Genomic DNA, 17,550 nt, shown 5'->3' with positions numbered 1-17,550 from the left:
GGCACGATAGGCCCGCCAACACGATATTCAAACCAGACGTATCAACGTGAGCGCGGGCCTGGGGGGCTATCAGGCATAAACCGGATAGCGCGCGCAGATATCCAGCACTTTCTTTTTAGTGCGCTCGATAACCGCTTCGTCATGGATGCTGTCCAGAATATCGCAAATCCAGCCGGCCAGCTCGCGCACCTCCTGCTCGCCGAAACCGCGCCGGGTGACCGCCGGCGTGCCGATACGGATACCGGAGGTGACAAACGGACTTTTAGGATCGTTTGGCACGGCGTTCTTGTTCACGGTGATATTCGCCCGTCCGAGCGCGGCATCGGCTTCTTTACCGGTCAGGTTTTTGTCCACCAGGTCCAGCAGGAACAGATGGTTATCGGTACCGCCGGAAACAATGTTGTAGCCGCGTTCCAGGAACACCGCCACCATGGCCTTGGCGTTCTTCGCCACCTGCTGCTGGTAAATACGGAACGCCGGCTCCATCGCTTCTTTCAGCGCCACCGCCTTGCCGGCGATCACATGCATCAACGGCCCGCCCTGCCCGCCCGGGAAAACGGCGGAATTGAGCTTCTTATACAGTTCTTCGCTGCCGCCCTTGGCCAGGATCAGGCCGCCGCGCGGACCGGCCAGGGTTTTATGGGTCGTGGTGGTCACCACATGCGCGTGAGGCACCGGGTTCGGATAGACATCGGCGGCGACCAGGCCGGCCACATGGGCCATGTCGACAAACAGGTAAGCGCCCACTTTATCGGCGATTTCACGCATCTTAGCCCAATCGACAATACCGGAATAGGCGGAAAAACCGCCGATAATCATCTTCGGCTTATGCGTTTCGGCCAATTGCGCCAGCTCCGCGTAATCGATATGGCCGCTCTCATCAATGCCGTAAGGAATGATGTTATACAGTTTGCCGGAAAAGTTAACCGGCGAACCATGGGTCAGGTGACCGCCGTGGGCCAGGTTCATGCCCAGCACCGTATCGCCGGGCTGCAACAGCGCGGTATAGACGGCAAAGTTGGCCTGCGAGCCGGAATGCGGCTGCACGTTGGCATAATCGGCGCCGAACAGCTCCTTGGCGCGATCGATGGCCAACTGCTCGACGATATCGACAAATTCGCAGCCGCCGTAATAACGCTTGCCCGGATAACCTTCGGCATATTTATTGGTCAACTGGGAGCCTTGAGCCTGCATGACGCGCGGACTGGTGTAGTTTTCCGAGGCAATCAGTTCAATGTGCTCTTCCTGGCGCACCACTTCCTGCTCCATTGCCTGCCATAATTCGGCATCATAATCTGCAATGTTCATATCACGCTTTAACATCCGCTTCTCCTGGCTCAGCTGGCATCGCTGTGGGGTGAAAAAAAAGATTGTAAGAATCCGTTGACGCTATGGCGATAGTGTAAACTTTTTTGCCCCTGCTCCGATAGGGCCCGCGCTGGTTTTTAAGCAAACGATTCCGTCGCCGCGCGCCCATAAGGGCGGGCACGCGCGGGTCGCAAGGGGATTGGGATTTTTTTTCATGCCGGCGGGGAATTTTTTCATGACCACGGGACTCCCCGCCCAGCGGTATATGCCGCGGGCGCGGGAATAACGGCGGGCGTCAGATCGCTTCTTCGTCCTGCTCGCCGGTGCGGATACGCACAACGCGCGCAACGTCGAAAACAAAGATTTTACCGTCGCCGATTTTACCGGTCTGGGCGGTATGCATGATGGTATCGACGCAGCTGTCGACGATATCATCGGCCACCACCAGCTCGATTTTTACCTTGGGCAAAAAATCCACCATATATTCCGCGCCGCGATAAAGCTCGGTATGGCCTTTCTGGCGCCCGAAACCTTTCACCTCGGTGACGGTCATGCCGGTGATGCCGACTTCCGCCAACGCCTCGCGCACATCGTCCAGTTTGAACGGTTTGATAATTGCATCGATTTTTTTCATCGTAAAACCTTTTTCAGGCAGCCCGGCGACGCCGGCCGCGCAGCATGGATAAAAAGAGAGCCAACTTAGGCTTTAAAGTCGTTAGCGTCCAGCTCGTGACGAGACAAAAGCTTATAAAATTCAGTGCGGTTACGTCCGGCCATACGCGCCGCCTGAGTAACGTTACCTTTGGTGATCTGCAATAATTTACGCAGATAATGTAATTCAAATTGCAATCTGGCCTCAACAAACGTCGGCAAGACGGTATTTTCCCCCTCCAGCGCCTGCTCCACCAGCGCTTCGCTGATGACCGGGGCCGACGTCAGGGCCACACACTGTTCTATCACGTTAACCAGCTGACGTACATTGCCAGGCCAACTGGCCGCCATCAGCCGTTTCATGGCATCGGTGGAAAAGCTGCGTACAAACGGCTTATGGCGCAGCGCCGCCGCCCGCAGCAAATGATTGGCCAGCACCGGGATATCCTCGGCACGCTCATGCAGCGCCGGCAATTTCAGGCTGACCACATTCAGGCGGTAATACAAATCTTCGCGAAACCCGCCTGCGGCCATCACCTTGGGCAGATCGCGGTGGGTGGCGGAAATGATCCTGACGTCGATATCCACATCCCAATTGCTGCCCAGCGGGCGAACTTTGCGCTCCTGCAGGACGCGCAACAGCTTGACCTGCAAGGATAGCGGCATATCGCCAATCTCGTCCAGGAACAGCGTCCCGCCCGCGGCCGCCTGGAACAAACCCTCCCGGCTGCTCACCGCGCCGGTAAACGCCCCTTTGGCATGCCCGAACAGCTCCGACTCCAGCAACTGCTCCGGCAACGCGCCGCAGTTAATGGCGATAAAAGGATGTTTGGCGCGGGGGCTGGCGGCATGGATCGCCTGCGCCAGGATCTCCTTGCCGGTGCCGCTCTGGCCGTTAATCAGCACGCTGACATCCGACTGCGCCACCATTTTAGCCTGCTCCAGCAGCCGCAGCATGAGGGGACTGCGGGTGACGATTGACTCGCGCCAGCTGTCGTCGCCCGCCGGCATCGACAGTTGCAGGGCATGATCGATAGCCTGGTATAAGGCATCCCTGTCGACGGGTTTGGTCAGGAAACTGAACACGCCTTTTTGCGTGGCGGCTACCGCATCGGGTATGGAACCATGGGCGGTCAGGATGATCACCGGCATGCCGGGCTGATGGCGCTGGATCTCGCCGAACAGCGCCAGCCCGTCCATTTCGTCCATGCGCAGATCGCTTATCACCAGATCGATTTTTTCCCGCGCCAGCACGCGCAGGGCGTCCTGGCCGCTTTCGGCGGTGGTGACGGTAAATCCTTCGCTGGTCAGGCGCATGCCCAGCAGTTTCAGCAGGCTGGTATCATCGTCGACCAATAATAAATGGGCGGTTTGATGTTGGCTCATTATTTACCGGTTCCCTGTTGTGGTCCGGCGGCGCCATGGCCCGCGGCGGCGTCCGGCGCGTCGTTATCGTCGTTGTCGGGCATATCCGGCGACAGCTGCTTGCGGGAGGATAACCGCTGCTCGATTTCCGTCAGGTTTTGCAGTTTGCGGGTGGTCACGTCCAGCTTACGCTGCAGCTCCATCTGCTGGATGCGCAGCATGTCTATCTGGCTGGCGCTGGTTTCCTGCTGCCGCTGGCTGCGGCTGCGCTCCTCCGCCAGCATCAGGCGCAGCGCCTGTTGCTGGCGCCACATTTTAAACAGCGGATAGATCGTCGCGGGAAATTGGGAACGGAATTCCAACAGGTGCTGATAAGACTCGCGCCGTTCAATCACGCTGATGCCGGCTGAATTGAGCAAAATACTCTGCCTGAAGGCGTCATGCCAGGTCTCGCCCGACTGATGCCCGGCTTCGGCGCGCGCCTGGGTGGGCGTTATGCGTTCGGCGCACTGCATGGCGCGCAGCCAGTACCCGGGGTCGGCCAGGGTGGATTCTGCGTCGGTTTGCCAGAGTTCGTTGCATTCGGCGGCGAAACGGTTCGGCGGCGAGACCTGCTGCACCTGGGCCGTGGAAGAGCCGGCCACATCGCGGTGAGCGGGATAACCATGGCATCCCGCCAGCAGCACGGGCAGCAGGCATACCGGCCTGAACAGCCCGCGTATTGATGCCGGCGGCAAGGAAAAGCGAATCAGGCGATTAAAGCTTAGCGTCAATCTGCCCATCGCCGGTGCGGTACGTAACATCATTATTATTCATTCTCGGCGGTTAAGGGTAATTCTATCCGAAAGCAGACCCCGGCATACTCCACCGTCACCAGGTTAAGCTCGCCGTTCATCCTGCGGATACAATCACGCGCGATGCTTAATCCCAGGCCGCTGCCTTTAACCGCGCCCTTGCGTTGAACGCGGCCCTGGTAAAACGGCTCGAAAATCATGGTTTGCTCCGCCGGCATGATCGGCTCTCCGCTGTTGGCGATGTCCAGGATAAGGCGACCGGACGAAGTGCGGCTGCGGATCCAAATGTTACCGGATTCCGGGCCATAGTGCACCGCATTGGAGTAGAGATTGTCCAGCACGCGCATTAACAGCACCGGCTGCGCCCTGACGCGTTCGCACTCCAGCGCCACCAGGGTATGGATGTCCTTGGCGCGGGCCGGCAGGCTATGGGCGGTAATAACCCGCTCGATCATGGCGCCGAGAGCGATATCTTCATAGTCCGCCGGACTGTCGGCCAGTTTGCGATTGTAGTCGAGCAGCTGTTCGATCAGTAGTTGCAAGTGACGGCTGCTGCTGTCCAGGATGGCCACCACGTCCTGCTGATCCGGCGTCAGCGGACCGGCCACCTCGTCCGCCAGCAGCGCCGTGCCCTCGCGCAGGCTGGCCAGGGGCGTTTTCAGTTCATGGGAGATATGGCGTAAAAACTCATGGCGCTGGGATTCCAGCCAGGACAATCGTTCGTTAAGCCATAAAATGCGCTGCGCCAGCGACTGGATTTCACGCGGGCCGGTAAAAGAGACCCAATCGTCCAGGGGCCGTCCCTGCCCAAGCCGGTTAATCATTTTTTCGACCCTTTTCACCGGACCGATAATCATGCGGGTAAAGAGGATCACCAGCACCAGGCTAAACATAAACAGCAGCAGTGCCTGCCAGCCGAAAAAACGGCCGCGCTCGGCGATGGCCCGCTGCAATTGCTGGCCGCGGGTAAAAATATCATTGCGCGTGGCCTGCACCATATCATTGTTGGCATGGGAAAAATCCCTCAGCAAGGCGGACGCCTGCGCATTCGGTCCGCTGTTTTCGCATTGAATGGCGGCGAGCTGGTCCAGTAGCTGGGTAAGCCGCTGATAATAGCGTTGATCGGGCAGCATGCCGGCGCGGACGTTGAGGATTTGGGTATATTGCCGTCGCTGGTTTTGGTAAAGGGTGACCAGGGTTTCATCGTCGAGCACGCAATACTGGCGATAGCTGCGCTCCATCTCCAGCGCCACGCTGCCCATGGACTCGATGCGCCGGGCGTCCGAGAGCGTGGTACGGTTGATATCCGCCGCCTGCTCGCTAAGATTATCCAGGCTTTGCCAGGCCTGGTAAGCCAGTAACAGCAGGGGCAGCAGCACCAGCGTAAAGGCCAGGATCACCAGTTGCCGCAGGGATCGGGGAAAGGGACGCCACGTCTTCAAAAAAATCATCCTGTGATTGCCGACAAAGTCTTTGCCGATGCTATCCGGTTCGGTGGCTTGAAGAAAGCATAAAAAAAGCACTTGGCCCGCGGGCAAGTGCTTTTTTATCGGAATAGGGGGTGCCTCACTCAACGTGTCGTCCTGTGGGTGATAAAGCCGTAAGGCAATTATCGGTATGTTGGACGATAGGCACCGTTCTTTGGCGTCATTCGGTAGTTATGAAGCAAAAGCCGTTGGTTAAGCGTAAACGGCGCTGTCATATCGGGGTGAATGAGCAACTGGGCTATAGTATGCAGCATTCATGCCATAAATAAAATAATTTTATAATACGTTGAAAATAAATAACATTTTCAGGTACCGCTCCCTATACCGCATTGTACTGCCCGGGCCGGCGCCGCCGTTTGTCTCCCGAAAGAGACATAAATCGCAGTAAAATAAAATATCATTAAAAAACAATTAATTAAGTGTCTCTAAAAAGAGACAGAATTATCTTAAGAAATGAATTAAAGCGACACTTTGCTTTCGGCTGCCCCACCGGCGGAGTACGTGAAAAAAAAGCGCCGGCAACGAGCCGACAGCCGCTGATTAGCCTCTGACGGGACGGCGCCACGGCACGCACAGGATGCCGCCGCGCGCGCCGTAAGCGCCACGGCCGGCTTAGCCCAGCTGTTTGCGCGCGTTGCGGAACATGCGCATCCAGGGACCGTCTTCGCCCCACTCGCCGGGATGCCAGGAATTGCTCACCGTCCTGAATACCCGCTCAGGATGCGGCATGGTCAGAGTGACCCGCCCGTTGGCGCTGGTCACGGCGGTGATGCCGTTCGGGGACCCGTTCGGATTGGCCGGATAGGTTTCGGTAACCTTGCCGGTGTTATCCACGAACCGCAACGCCACCAGGCCCGCATGTTCCAGCGCCGCCAGATGCGCGGCATCGCGCACCTCCACCAGCCCTTCGCCGTGGGATACGGCGATGGGCAGGCGGGAACCGACCATGCCCTGCAACAATAACGAGGGGCTTTGCGTCACCTCCACCAGGCTGAAGCGGGCTTCAAAGCGTTCCGACTTGTTGCGCACGAAGCGCGGCCACAGTTCGGCCCCCGGGATAAGCTCGCGCAGGTTGGACATCATCTGGCAACCGTTGCACACCCCCAGCGCCAGGGTTTGCGGACGGTTGAAAAACGCCTCGAACTCGTCGCGCACGCGCGGATTGAACAGGATGGATTTGGCCCAGCCCTCCCCCGCGCCCAGCACATCGCCGTAGGAGAAGCCGCCGCAGGCCACCAGCGCCTGGAACTCCTGCAAATCACGGCGCCCGGACAGCAGGTCGCTCATATGCACGTCGATGGCGTCAAAGCCGGCGCGATGGAACGCCGCGCCCATCTCCACATGGGAATTCACCCCCTGCTCGCGCAGGATAGCCACCCGGGGCTTCGCCTGCCTGGCGATATAAGGCGCGGCGATATCCTCGGCCGGGTCAAAGCTCAGCGCGACATTCAGGCCCGGATCGCTATCATCCTGCTTGGCGGCGTGCTCCTCGTCGGCGCAGCCGGGGTTATCACGCAGACGCTGCATCTGCCAGGTGGTTTCCGCCCACCAGGTGCGCAGCAGGGTGCGGCTTTCGCTATAGACCGCGCGGTCGGCGCGGCGGATAACCACCCGGTCGCCCGCTTCGGCCCGGCCGAGATAACGCAGGCAATCCGCCAGGCCATGGTCGGCGAACAGTTGTTCGACGCGATCCCGATCGCCGGCGGCGATCTGGATCACCGCGCCAAGCTCTTCATTAAATAACGCCGCCAGCGTATCCTCGCCAAGGGCCGCGATATCGATATCCAGGCCGCAATGGCCGGCAAAGGCCATTTCCAATAGCGTCACCAGCAGGCCGCCGTCGGAACGGTCGTGGTACGCCAGCAGAACGCGGTCCGCCACCAGTTGCTGCAGCGCGCGATAAAAGCCGCCCAACTGCGCCACGTCGCGCACGTCCGCCGTATCGTCGCCCAGCTGGCGATAGACCTGCGCCAGGGCGGTGGCGCCCAGCGCCTGATGCCCGGCGCCCAGATCGATAAGCAACAGGGCGTTATCCTGCCCGGCGCGCAGCTGCGGGGTTACCGTGCCGCGCACGTCTTCCACCCGGGCGAAGGCGGTAATCACCAGCGACATGGGCGACGTCATTTCACGCTGCTCAGCACCCTGCGGCCAGCGGGTTTTCATCGACATCGAATCCTTGCCCACCGGAATGGTCAGGCCCAGCGCCGGGCAAAGCTCCTCGCCCACCGCCCTGACCGCGTCATACAGGCCGGCATCCTCGCCGGGATGGCCGGCGGCGGCCATCCAGTTGGCGGAAAGCTTGATGCGTTTAATATCGCCAATCTGGGTCGCCGCCAGATTGGTAAGCGCTTCGCCCACCGCCAGACGGGCCGAGGCGGCAAAATTCAGCAGCGCCACCGGCGCGCGTTCGCCAATGGCCATCGCTTCGCCGTAATAGCTGTCCAGGCTGGCGGTGGTAACCGCGCAGTCCGCCACCGGCACCTGCCACGGCCCGACCATTTGATCGCGCGCTACCATGCCGGTGACCGTGCGATCGCCGATGGTAATCAGGAAGGTTTTTTCCGCCACCACCGGCAGATGCAGCACCCGTTTTACCGCCTCGGCCATCTCGATGCCGCCGCGGTTAAGCGGCGTGCCCGCCACCGGCAGCCGGACAACGTCGCGCGTCATTTTCGGGGTTTTGCCGAGCAGCACGTCCAGCGGCAGATCGATGGGACGGTTGTTGAAATGGCTGTCGTCCAGGCTGAGATGCAGTTCTTCCGTCGCCTCGCCAATCACCGCGAAGGGCGCGCGCTCGCGGCGGCAGATGGCCTCGAAGGCCGCCAGCTGTTCAGGCGCCACCGCCATCACATAACGTTCCTGCGATTCATTGCACCAGACTTCCAGCGGGCTCATGCCGGGCTCGTCGTTGGGAATATCCCGCAGCTGGAAACGCCCGCCGCGATTGCCGTCGCTGACCAGCTCCGGCATGGCGTTGGACAGCCCGCCGGCGCCGACGTCATGGATAAACAAAATAGGATTGTCGTCGCCCATCTGCCAGCAGCGGTCGATCACCTCCTGGCAGCGGCGCTCCATTTCCGGGTTGTCGCGCTGCACCGAGGCGAAGTCGAGATCGGCGTCCGACTGGCCGGACGCCATCGAGGACGCCGCGCCGCCGCCGAGACCGATATTCATCGCCGGGCCGCCCAGCACGATAAGCTTGGCGCCGGGGGTGATCTCTCCTTTCTGCACATGGCCGTCGCGAATATTGCCGAGGCCGCCCGCCAGCATAATGGGCTTATGGTAGCCGCGCAGCTCAACGCCGTTATGGCTGTCGACCCGCTCCTCATAAGTGCGGAAATACCCGGTCAGCGCGGGACGGCCGAACTCATTGTTAAACGCCGCGCCGCCCAGCGGACCGTCGGTCATGATATCCAGCGCGCTGACAATGCGATCCGGCTTGCCGAAATCCTCTTCCCACGGCTGGCCGAAACCGGGAATGCGCAGGTTGGAGACGGAAAAGCCCACCAGGCCGGCCTTGGGCTTGGACCCGCGGCCGGTGGCGCCCTCATCGCGTATCTCGCCGCCGGAGCCGGTGGCGGCGCCGGGCCAGGGTGAAATAGCCGTGGGATGATTATGGGTTTCCACCTTCATCAGGATATGCGCCGCTTCCTGGTGATAATCGTAACGGGCGCTGCCGGGTGCGGCGAAGAAACGTCCCACCGCCGGTCCCTCCATGACCGCGGCATTGTCCTTATAGGCGGACAGGACAAACTCCGGCGTCTGTTCAAAGGTGTTCTTGATCATTTTAAACAGCGACTTCGGCTGTTCCTGGCCGTCGATAATCCAGTCGGCGTTGAAGATTTTATGGCGACAATGCTCGGAGTTGGCCTGGGCGAACATATACAGCTCAACGTCGGTAGGATCGCGGCCCAGGCGGGTAAACGCCTCGAGCAGGTAGTCGATTTCATCCGGCGCCAGCGCCAGCCCCAGCGTCTGGTTGGCCTGCTCCAGGGCGTCGCGGCCGTCCGCGAGCATAGCCACGGTGCGCACCGGCGCGGGCTCGTGATGGGCAAACAGCGCCTGGGCCTGCTCCAGCTCGCTGAAGACGGTTTCCATCATCCGGTCATGCAGCAACGTCCCCAGTTGCCGCCACTGGTCACCGGTCATCGACGCGCCCTGGAAATAAAACGCCAGCCCGCGTTCCAGGCGCTTAACCTGCGCCAGGCCGCAGTTATGGGCGATATCGGTGGCCTTCGACGACCAGGGGGATAATGTGCCGGGACGCGGCGTAACCAGCAGCAGCCGGCCCTGGGGCGCATGTTCGGCGAGAGAGGGGCCATACTTCAGCAGCCGTTGGAGCCGGGCAAGCTCGTCGGCGGAAAGCGGCGCGCTCAGGTCGGCAAAGTGGACATATTCAGCATAGACATCGCTGACCGGAAGCCGGGCATCCTGGCAGCGGGACAATAGCTTGTTGATACGAAATGCCGACAGAGCGGGCGAACCACGCAGTATTTCCATAATAAAAGATCTCTCGTCTTTGAACCGGCGACCAAAGGTGCTCGGGTACGGCTTGCCATGGGGCGCATCTTTAGCGCAGCTTCAGGGGGGAAACGCGCGCCATTATAGAGAATCCCGGCGGCGGACGAAACCGTTTGCGCGGTTATTGTTGCGATTCTTCTTGTTAAAACGTCCCCGCGGCGGGAATGCAATAAATTTGCACCTTGGCGTTTTGTTAAGCAAAATGCTCCGACCCCAGGGAAAAAAAGATAATAACACCGCGATCACAGACCGCGATAAAATCGCCCCGGCGAGAGATAACTATTTGAAGCGTTTTAAATTAAATTATGTCGTGACCGGCGTTATCGCCGTCATGCTGACCTGGGCATTGTGGTTAAACGTCCCCTGGCACAGCATGCAGGACGATAAACTCAGCCAGATAAAAGCCAGGGGAACGCTGCGCGTCAGCACCATCGACGCTCCGCTGAGCTTTTATACCGCCAACAACCAGCAAACCGGTTTCGATTACGAACTGGCGAAGCGTTTCGCCGATTATCTGGGGGTCAGGCTGGTCATCCGCCAGCGCCATACCCTCAATGAACTGTTCGACGATCTGGACAACGACGATGCCGATCTGCTCGCCGCCGGATTGCTCTACAATAACGACCGCCTGCAGCGTTTTACCACCGGCCCCGCCTATTATTACGTTTCCCAGCAACTGGTGTACCGCCTGGGCCAGCCGCGGCCGAAAAACCTCGGCGCCCTGCAGGGCCGGCTGGCCGTCTCCTCCGGGTCGGCGCATATCTCGCTGCTGCGCGGCCTGAAGGAAACAAAATATCCGCAATTGCAATGGGAGGTGTCCTCCGATCTCAGCAGCAAGGCGCTGCTGGAGCAGGTGGCCGAAGGCAAGCTCGACTATACGCTGGTGGATTCGGCGACCGTCGGCCTGCTGCAACGGGTGCATCCGCAGCTGGCCGTGGCCTTCGACGTCAGCGACGAGGAGCCGGTCACCTGGTATCTGCCGCGGCGCAATAGCGACAACCTTTCCGCCGCCCTGCTGGATTTTTTCAGCGGCCAGGAAGCGGACGGCACCATGGCGCGGCTGGAGGAAAAATATCTCGGCCACGTGGGCAGTTTTGATTACGTGGACACCAAGACCTTTTTGACCTCCATCGACGCCACGCTGCCGACGCTGCAAGGGCTGTTCCAGCAATATGCCAAGGAAATCGACTGGAAACTGCTGGCGGCCATCTCCTATCAGGAATCCCATTGGAATCCCCAGGCCGTCTCCCCCACCGGCGTGCGCGGCCTGATGATGTTGACCCGCGCCACCGCCGATAGCCTGGGCATTACCGATCGGCTGGACATTGAACAAAGCATCCGGGGCGGGGCGCTGTATCTGGAACGCATGATGCAAAAAGTGCCCGATACCATTCCCGAGGATGAAAAAATCTGGTTTGCGCTGACCGCCTATAATATGGGTTATGCGCATATGCTGGACGCGCGCGCCCTGACGGCAAAGCAGCAGGGCAATCCCGACAGCTGGGTGGACGTCAAGCTGCGCCTGCCGATGCTCAGCCAGCCGCGCTACTATCAGCAAACCACTTACGGCTATGCGCGCGGCCAGCAAGCCTACAATTACGTGGAAAATATCCGGCGCTATGAAATGAGCCTGAACGGCTACCTGGAAGAGAAAGAGAAAAAGGCGGCGCAGCTGGCGGCGACCGGGGCTGAACCGCTAGCCCCGTCCCCGGCCGCGACGCCCGGCCCGGCGCCGGCGAAAATCCCGCCGCAGATCACCGGACTGTTCCCGCCCAATGCGACCGGCGCCGTGGCCGCGCCGCCCTGGATCCGGCCCGGCGGCGTTATTCCGTAATCGTCGGGTCCTGGGACTTCAGCGCCAGGCGGCGCGCTTTATGCGCCTCGCGGCGGGCACGGAAAAACGCGCTCAGCTGGGCGGAGCACGCCCCGGCCAGTACGCCCTCGGTAATAGCCACGCAATGATTAATGCCCGGCTGGCGCAGCACATCGCACAACGAACCCGCCGCGCCGGTTTTCTCATCCCTGGCGCCGAAGACCAGCCGGCCGACGCGCGCATGGATAATCGCGCCGGCGCACATTACGCAGGGTTCAAGCGTGACGTATAGCGTGGTATTCACCAACCGGTAGTTGCCAAGCACCGCCCCGCCCTGGCGCAGCGCCATGATTTCCGCATGGGCGGTGGGATCGTGACGCCCGATGGAACGATTCCAGCCTTCGCCGATGACCCGGCCGTCCAGCACCAGCACCGCGCCCACCGGCACCTCGCCCTCGCCTTCGGCCCGGCCGGCCAGGGAGAGGGCATGGCGCATCCAGATTTCGTCGCCCTGTTCGCCGTGCATATCTGTTCTCCCGGATGATTCGCAGCCGGTGATTATACAGGGATAAAGGGATTTTTTAATCCAGCTGTTTTAACTCGCCCTCGCGGGTGACGCGCCAGCGATGTTCGCAAAAATAGAGCAGCGGGCTGTCGTGCTGGCTATCGCTATAGCCGCTGAACAGCTTAAGCGGCGTGCCCAGTTCGCGCTCGAGCTGGGCCACTTTTTCATGCCCCAGGCAGCGCAGGGTCAATACCCAGCCGCCGTGCCGGCGGGTCATCCTGCTGCCGATAAGCTTAACCCGCGGCAAAAACAGCGCGTCGGCGTACACTCCTTGCACCAAGGGTTCCGGCGAGCCGGTGATCAGCCACACCTGCGCATCCTGGCTGGCCAAATAGTCGTTCAGGCGCTGCAGCACGATGGGAAAGCCGGTGACCCGCTGGCGGAACCAGACGACAAAACGTTGCTGCAACTTGATAAGCCGGGCTTCGCTGTGGCCGAAGGTAATTGCCCATAACAACAGGCTCATCGGCCAACGCGCCGAGCGCCCCTTCACCAATAGCCCGATGCCGACGACCGGCAATACCGGCAGGACCAGGATGGCGTTCAGCGGCAGGTGGCGCAGCAGATAACGCAGAAAACAACCGAACATATCCTGTTGATGCAGCGTGCCGTCCAAATCGAAAAAAACTATGCGCGAGGCTGCTGTGCGACTCAAAACAACTCCTCCGGTTAAAATATCTTATGATCCCGGGCGTCCGTCCCCGTCGCCAGGGTAACGATCATGCCGGCCCACGGAAAACATGTCCGGCGCCGGAAGGGGAAAAATACGCGCATGCGCATACGGTTGTTATCAGTGTAGACAGTACTGGTGGATGTAGCCTATTTACCGCGCCCTGAAAACGGTGTTTTATTTCCCGGCATCAAGGGCATGGCGCAAATAGCCCCGGTGCTCCGACAGCAGGCGCGCCGCCTCGTCGGCGTCAGCGCCGGTGAGGATCATCAAAATCGCCGGTTTCACCGCATAGCCGGTCAACGCGAGGATTTCACCGGCCCGCGCCGTATCGCAGCCGGTCGCCTCGGCCACAATACGGCAGGCGCGATCCGCCAGTTTAATGTTGGTGGCCTTCACATCCACCATCAGATTTTGATAGACCTTACCGAGTTTCACCATGGCGCCGGTGGAAATCATATTCAGCACCAGCTTTTGCGCGGTGCCGGACTTCATCCGGGTGGAGCCGGTCAGCACCTCGGGGCCCACCACGGGCGAAATGGCGATACGCGCCTCACGGGCCAGCGGCGAACCGGGATTGCAGGAAATGGCCGCCGTGGGACACCCCAGCCCCGCAGCATAGCGCAAACCGCCGATCGCGTACGGGGTACGGCCCGATGCCGCCAGCCCGACCACCATATCCACGGCGCGCAGTCCGATGGCCTGCAAATCATCCCGGGCCAGGGTCAGGCTATCCTCGGCCCCCTCCACCGCTTTCAGCAAGGCGCCCGGCCCGCCGGCGATCAGCCCCACCACTATGCCTTCGGGCACGCCGAAGGTGGGCGGACATTCAGCCGCGTCCAGCACGCCCAGCCGGCCGCTGGTGCCGGCGCCCAGATAGATCAGGCGACCGCCGGCGGCAAGCGCCGCCGCCGCCAGATCCACCGCCCCGGCGATGGCGGGTAATTCGCGGCCGATGGCCTCCGGCACCAGGCGATCCTGTTGATTAAACAACGTCACCATCTGCAGGGTGGAGAGCATATCCAGGTTCATCGAGGCCGGATTACGGGTCTCCGATACCAACGCGCCCAGGGTTGCCACATCATTGTTCATCTCGTCACCATTGAATTTTTTATTCATTTAATTGAATCTATTATTGAATATTAAATTCCGGCAGGCGAGAAAATTCTGTACTCTGTCGTCTCCGGAGCGGAATGGCCATGGCAGGGTTCGACATGCATATTCACCCTGGGCGCTTTATTTATAATCCCTTGTTAATGGGCCGTTGTTTTATGAGTTTTTCGTTATGAGTCTTTTGTTATGAGCAGTGTGCTTCGTATTCGTCAGCTATATCGCTCGCTATCGCTCAACGACCGCAAGCTGGCCGATTATCTTTTAACGCAAACCGACCAGGCAAGGCATCTCAGCTCGCAAAAAGTCGCCGAACAGGCAGGCGTCAGCCAGTCAAGCGTGGTGAAGTTCGCGCAAAAGCTGGGTTACAAAGGCTTTACGGCGTTAAAACTGGCGCTCAGCGAAACCTTGGCCGGCGCCTATGAGCTGCCGTCCATCAGGGTGCATAACCATATCTTAAGCGACGATCCGCTGAAAGCGGTGGGCGAAAAGCTGCTGACGGAAAAAGTGGCCGCGCTGCGGGCGACGCTTGATATCAATAGCGAGGAAAAACTCCGCCAGGCGGCGGCCATGTTGCAGGAGGCCCGCCGGGTGATTATCGTCGGCATCGGCGCATCCGGCCTGGTGGCCAAGGATTTCTCCTATAAGCTGATGAAAATCGGCATGTCGGCGGTGGCGGAAACCGACATGCACGTACTGTTGGCCACCATCCAGGCGGTCAGCCCCCATGACCTGCTGCTGGCCATCTCCTTTAGCGGCGCGCGCCGCGAGATTAACCTGGCGGCGCAGGAGGCGCACCGGGTAGGGGCGCGGGTGATGGCAATCACTCACTTCTCGCCTAATGCGCTGCAACAGCACGCCGATATCGCCCTCTACACGGTGGCGGAAGAACAGGCGCAGCGCAGCGGCGCCATTTCCTCCACCATCGCTCAGCAATCGCTGACCGATCTGCTGTTTATGGCGCTGGTGCAGCGCGACCTGGAAAATGCGCCGCAGCGCATCCGCCATAGCGAAGAACTGCTCAAAAAATTAGTATAATCCCCATCCTGACGAGAGATGCGCCGGCGCGGCCCCGGCCGCATCCCCAGCCGGTTTCAGCATTCAATGCGCCCGTGCCAAAGGCGTAGCCCCGTCGCGGTCAGCGCGGGTTCGGCTTGCCGTCAGGGGACGCCGGCAGGCGGGTTTTCTGATTAAAGATAAAAAACCGGGCGGTGGAATAGTTAAATACCATCCCGGTCAGGCTACCCGCCGCCACCCCCAAAATCGGGTACTGCTGTACCAAGGCATAACAGGACACCAGAAACCAATAGGTCAGGTAATTGACCGCCCCGCCGCTAAGCATACATATACCGTACCTGATGGCCTCGGACAGGGCCGAGCGACCGCTGCGGCTTTGGCGAAAGGTAATCATTTTATTCAGGATCCACGTGGTCAGCACCGCGCAGACAAAAGACACCCCGCGTCCGGCATACAGGCCTAACGCATCCTTTAATAGATACAGCACTCCCGAGTCGACGATAAAACCGACACCACCAATCATACCGAAGAAGAACAGTTCTTTAATTTTTTGCATATTTTCCACTCAACGTGTGCTGCTGCCCATAAGGCATCAGGGCCGGCCATGTTGATTTTTTGTCTGGGCGCCGCGAAGCGCAGGAGCATTGCCGATACTGTATCTCAAATTCACGCCAGCGGCCTCCTTTCCTGAGCGTAAAACCGTTTTGCCAAAAGCCGCGTCAGTAAATGATAACCACGTTTGGCCCGTGAGATAAAGCACCGTCGGAAGTGTGCAACCCCCGGGCGCCGCCGCCAGGCGGATAATGCTGATGTAAACGTCAAGCGCACCGCCAGAGGTCATAATAAGAAAGGGAGTTAATGCAAGGGGACATTGATAAAAATCGTCGCAATATTGATTATAAAAACGTCACTTTATCCTGATAAGCGTTATAGGACATTCATTTCACATCATTATTTTACTTATAAAATTTCATATGCATTTAAATTTCACTCACTTTTCATCCCCTCTTTATTGAATATCACTGGGCTCACATGCAAACTGACGCCGTTATATTTTTTAACAGAAAAGCATCAAAGTTTAAAAAATAAAATAACCATTTTGCGACCAGGAACCCTTTCCAGGGTTTCGGGTAGAACAAACATACCCAGGAATAAATAACAATGAATAAATCTATTTTTTTAATACCCTTGTCTTTTTTAATCCTTATGTCTTCAGGATGCAGCTATTTAAGCGGGACGCCGGGAGAACAGCCTTCCAACGTTTCACCAAAAATCGTCACGGCCGCCGGTCAAAAACAATTTTGGAACGATCCGGGATTATTCGGAGCCGTACCAAAGAACCAGCAGCAGGAAGGTGATAACGCCTGTGCCCGCGATGGCAACGGTAAAGCCATCGGCTACCACCCGCACCCGAAGAAATACGATGGCACCTATTTCCCAGGCGGCGGCTATTTATGCCGGATGATATAAAAAAGGCCGCCTGTGCGTGAAAACGGCAGGTATGCTATTAAAAATCTATTGTAGCGTTGAGCAAAGTACCTTGAAGCCATGGCCGGATAATGAGATGCGGGGGGGTGCTCTTTTCGTCCTTGGGCCACAGGTACTTATTCAGCGCGGGGGCAAAAATGATTTTTAGCCGCCGCAACACCGGCTTCACCGCGCGCCTGCGTCAGGCGGTTTACCGCCGTGCCTGAACGCGGTTGCGGCTAAAAATCCCGTATTATTGGCCTTTAACGTACTTTGTGGTACTGTGCCCGTCATTAAAAATCCTTTGCTGCTTTGGTTTTTAATGTGATTTGAACTGTATTAATACACATGCTTTTCACAATGGCGTGCTGATAAGCAACCCGTCCTCTTGATGATTTATAATAAGATATTACCTAAGTTATTGATATGGCTTTATTCATTACCAAGAAGTGCATTAATTGCGATATGTGCGAGCCGGAATGCCCGAACCAGGCCATTACCATGGGCGCGCAGATATACGAGATCGACCCCAACCGCTGCACCGAGTGCGTCGGCCATTACGACACGCCCACCTGTCAGAAAGTGTGCCCGATCGATAATACCATCCTGCCGGATCCCGCGCGTAGCGAGAGCAGCGAACAGCTATGGGAAAAATTTGTCGTCATGTACCACGGCGATCGACTCTGACGGCCACGTGCCGGACCTTCTCTGCCAGCCAGATAAAGCGCCATCCCCTACACCTCGTCATTGCCGCCCGCGCGTCGATAATCGCCCTCATGCCG

At 59.0% G+C, this 17,550-nt stretch carries 14 protein-coding genes; 4 read left to right on the top strand and 10 right to left on the bottom strand.

All coding sequences use genetic code 11. The features are described 5' to 3' along the window. Positions 1 to 69: 69 nt before the first annotated feature. The 6 genes from glyA to purL form a co-directional block, all read right to left on the bottom strand. Entirely contained in the window at positions 70 to 1,323 is a 1,254-nt protein-coding gene (gene glyA / locus ACL2XN_RS24390) for a serine hydroxymethyltransferase (RefSeq protein ID WP_413729650.1), read from the bottom strand. Between the two features lie 280 nt (positions 1,324 to 1,603). Next, a complete protein-coding gene (gene glnB, locus ACL2XN_RS24385) occupies positions 1,604 to 1,942 on the bottom strand; it encodes a nitrogen regulatory protein P-II (RefSeq protein WP_331122444.1) in 339 nt (112 codons plus the stop codon). Positions 1,943 to 2,007: 65 nt separating this feature from the next. Further along, a complete protein-coding gene (gene glrR, locus ACL2XN_RS24380; RefSeq protein ID WP_410013993.1) occupies positions 2,008 to 3,345 on the bottom strand; it encodes a two-component system response regulator GlrR in 1,338 nt (445 codons plus the stop codon). Continuing rightward, the gene (locus ACL2XN_RS24375) at positions 3,345 to 4,130 is read right to left on the bottom strand and encodes a two-component system QseEF-associated lipoprotein QseG (protein WP_413727853.1); all 786 of its coding nucleotides are present in this window, start codon (positions 4,128 to 4,130) and stop codon (positions 3,345 to 3,347) included. Before ACL2XN_RS24375 ends, glrR begins: the two co-directional genes overlap by 1 nt. Positions 4,131 to 4,132: 2 nt before the next feature. After that, positions 4,133 to 5,569 (bottom strand): sensor histidine kinase, encoded by a 1,437-nt coding sequence (locus tag ACL2XN_RS24370; RefSeq protein ID WP_410013991.1) that lies wholly within the window; start codon positions 5,567 to 5,569, stop codon positions 4,133 to 4,135. 648 nt (positions 5,570 to 6,217) lie between these two features. Beyond that, a complete protein-coding gene (purL, locus tag ACL2XN_RS24365) occupies positions 6,218 to 10,105 on the bottom strand; it encodes a phosphoribosylformylglycinamidine synthase (protein WP_413729649.1) in 3,888 nt (1,295 codons plus the stop codon). 223 nt (positions 10,106 to 10,328) lie between these two features. Here purL and mltF point away from each other — a divergent pair, with 223 nt between their 5' ends. Beyond that, the gene (gene mltF / locus ACL2XN_RS24360; protein WP_413729648.1) at positions 10,329 to 11,960 is read left to right on the top strand and encodes a membrane-bound lytic murein transglycosylase MltF; all 1,632 of its coding nucleotides are present in this window, start codon (positions 10,329 to 10,331) and stop codon (positions 11,958 to 11,960) included. On the opposite strand, the gene tadA is transcribed toward mltF, so the two are convergent. From tadA to murQ, 3 genes are all read right to left on the bottom strand, one after another. Beyond that, positions 11,950 to 12,465, bottom strand: coding sequence for a tRNA adenosine(34) deaminase TadA (tadA, locus tag ACL2XN_RS24355; protein WP_413721184.1), 516 nt, complete (start codon positions 12,463 to 12,465; stop codon positions 11,950 to 11,952). The two genes, mltF and tadA, sit on opposite strands and share 11 nt — an antisense overlap. Positions 12,466 to 12,520: 55 nt before the next feature. Next, a complete protein-coding gene (gene yfhb / locus ACL2XN_RS24350; RefSeq protein WP_410013987.1) occupies positions 12,521 to 13,159 on the bottom strand; it encodes a phosphatidylglycerophosphatase C in 639 nt (212 codons plus the stop codon). A gap of 192 nt (positions 13,160 to 13,351) precedes the next feature. Next, positions 13,352 to 14,293, bottom strand: a complete 942-nt coding sequence (gene murQ, locus ACL2XN_RS24345) for an N-acetylmuramic acid 6-phosphate etherase (RefSeq protein WP_413729647.1) — start codon at positions 14,291 to 14,293, stop codon at positions 13,352 to 13,354. 180 nt (positions 14,294 to 14,473) lie between these two features. On the opposite strand from murQ, the gene ACL2XN_RS24340 reads away from it, so the two are divergent. Continuing rightward, entirely contained in the window at positions 14,474 to 15,322 is an 849-nt protein-coding gene (locus ACL2XN_RS24340; protein ID WP_410013985.1) for a MurR/RpiR family transcriptional regulator, read from the top strand. Between the two features lie 100 nt (positions 15,323 to 15,422). Here ACL2XN_RS24340 and ACL2XN_RS24335 read toward each other — a convergent pair whose 3' ends face one another. Further along, the gene (locus tag ACL2XN_RS24335) at positions 15,423 to 15,857 is read right to left on the bottom strand and encodes a GtrA family protein (protein WP_410013984.1); all 435 of its coding nucleotides are present in this window, start codon (positions 15,855 to 15,857) and stop codon (positions 15,423 to 15,425) included. A gap of 605 nt (positions 15,858 to 16,462) precedes the next feature. Here ACL2XN_RS24335 and ACL2XN_RS24330 point away from each other — a divergent pair. Both ACL2XN_RS24330 and ACL2XN_RS24325 read left to right on the top strand, forming a co-directional pair. Beyond that, complete coding sequence (locus ACL2XN_RS24330) at positions 16,463 to 16,771, top strand: hypothetical protein (protein ID WP_410013983.1); 309 nt, start codon at positions 16,463 to 16,465, stop codon at positions 16,769 to 16,771. 423 nt (positions 16,772 to 17,194) lie between these two features. Next, entirely contained in the window at positions 17,195 to 17,455 is a 261-nt protein-coding gene (locus tag ACL2XN_RS24325) for a YfhL family 4Fe-4S dicluster ferredoxin (RefSeq protein ID WP_410013982.1), read from the top strand. The last annotated feature ends 95 nt before the right edge of the window (positions 17,456 to 17,550 follow it).

It is taken from the genome of Sodalis sp. RH22 (genome assembly GCF_047324165.1).
Taxonomy (GTDB): domain Bacteria; phylum Pseudomonadota; class Gammaproteobacteria; order Enterobacterales; family Enterobacteriaceae; genus Acerihabitans.
This window is presented reverse-complemented; position numbering and strand designations above follow the sequence as displayed.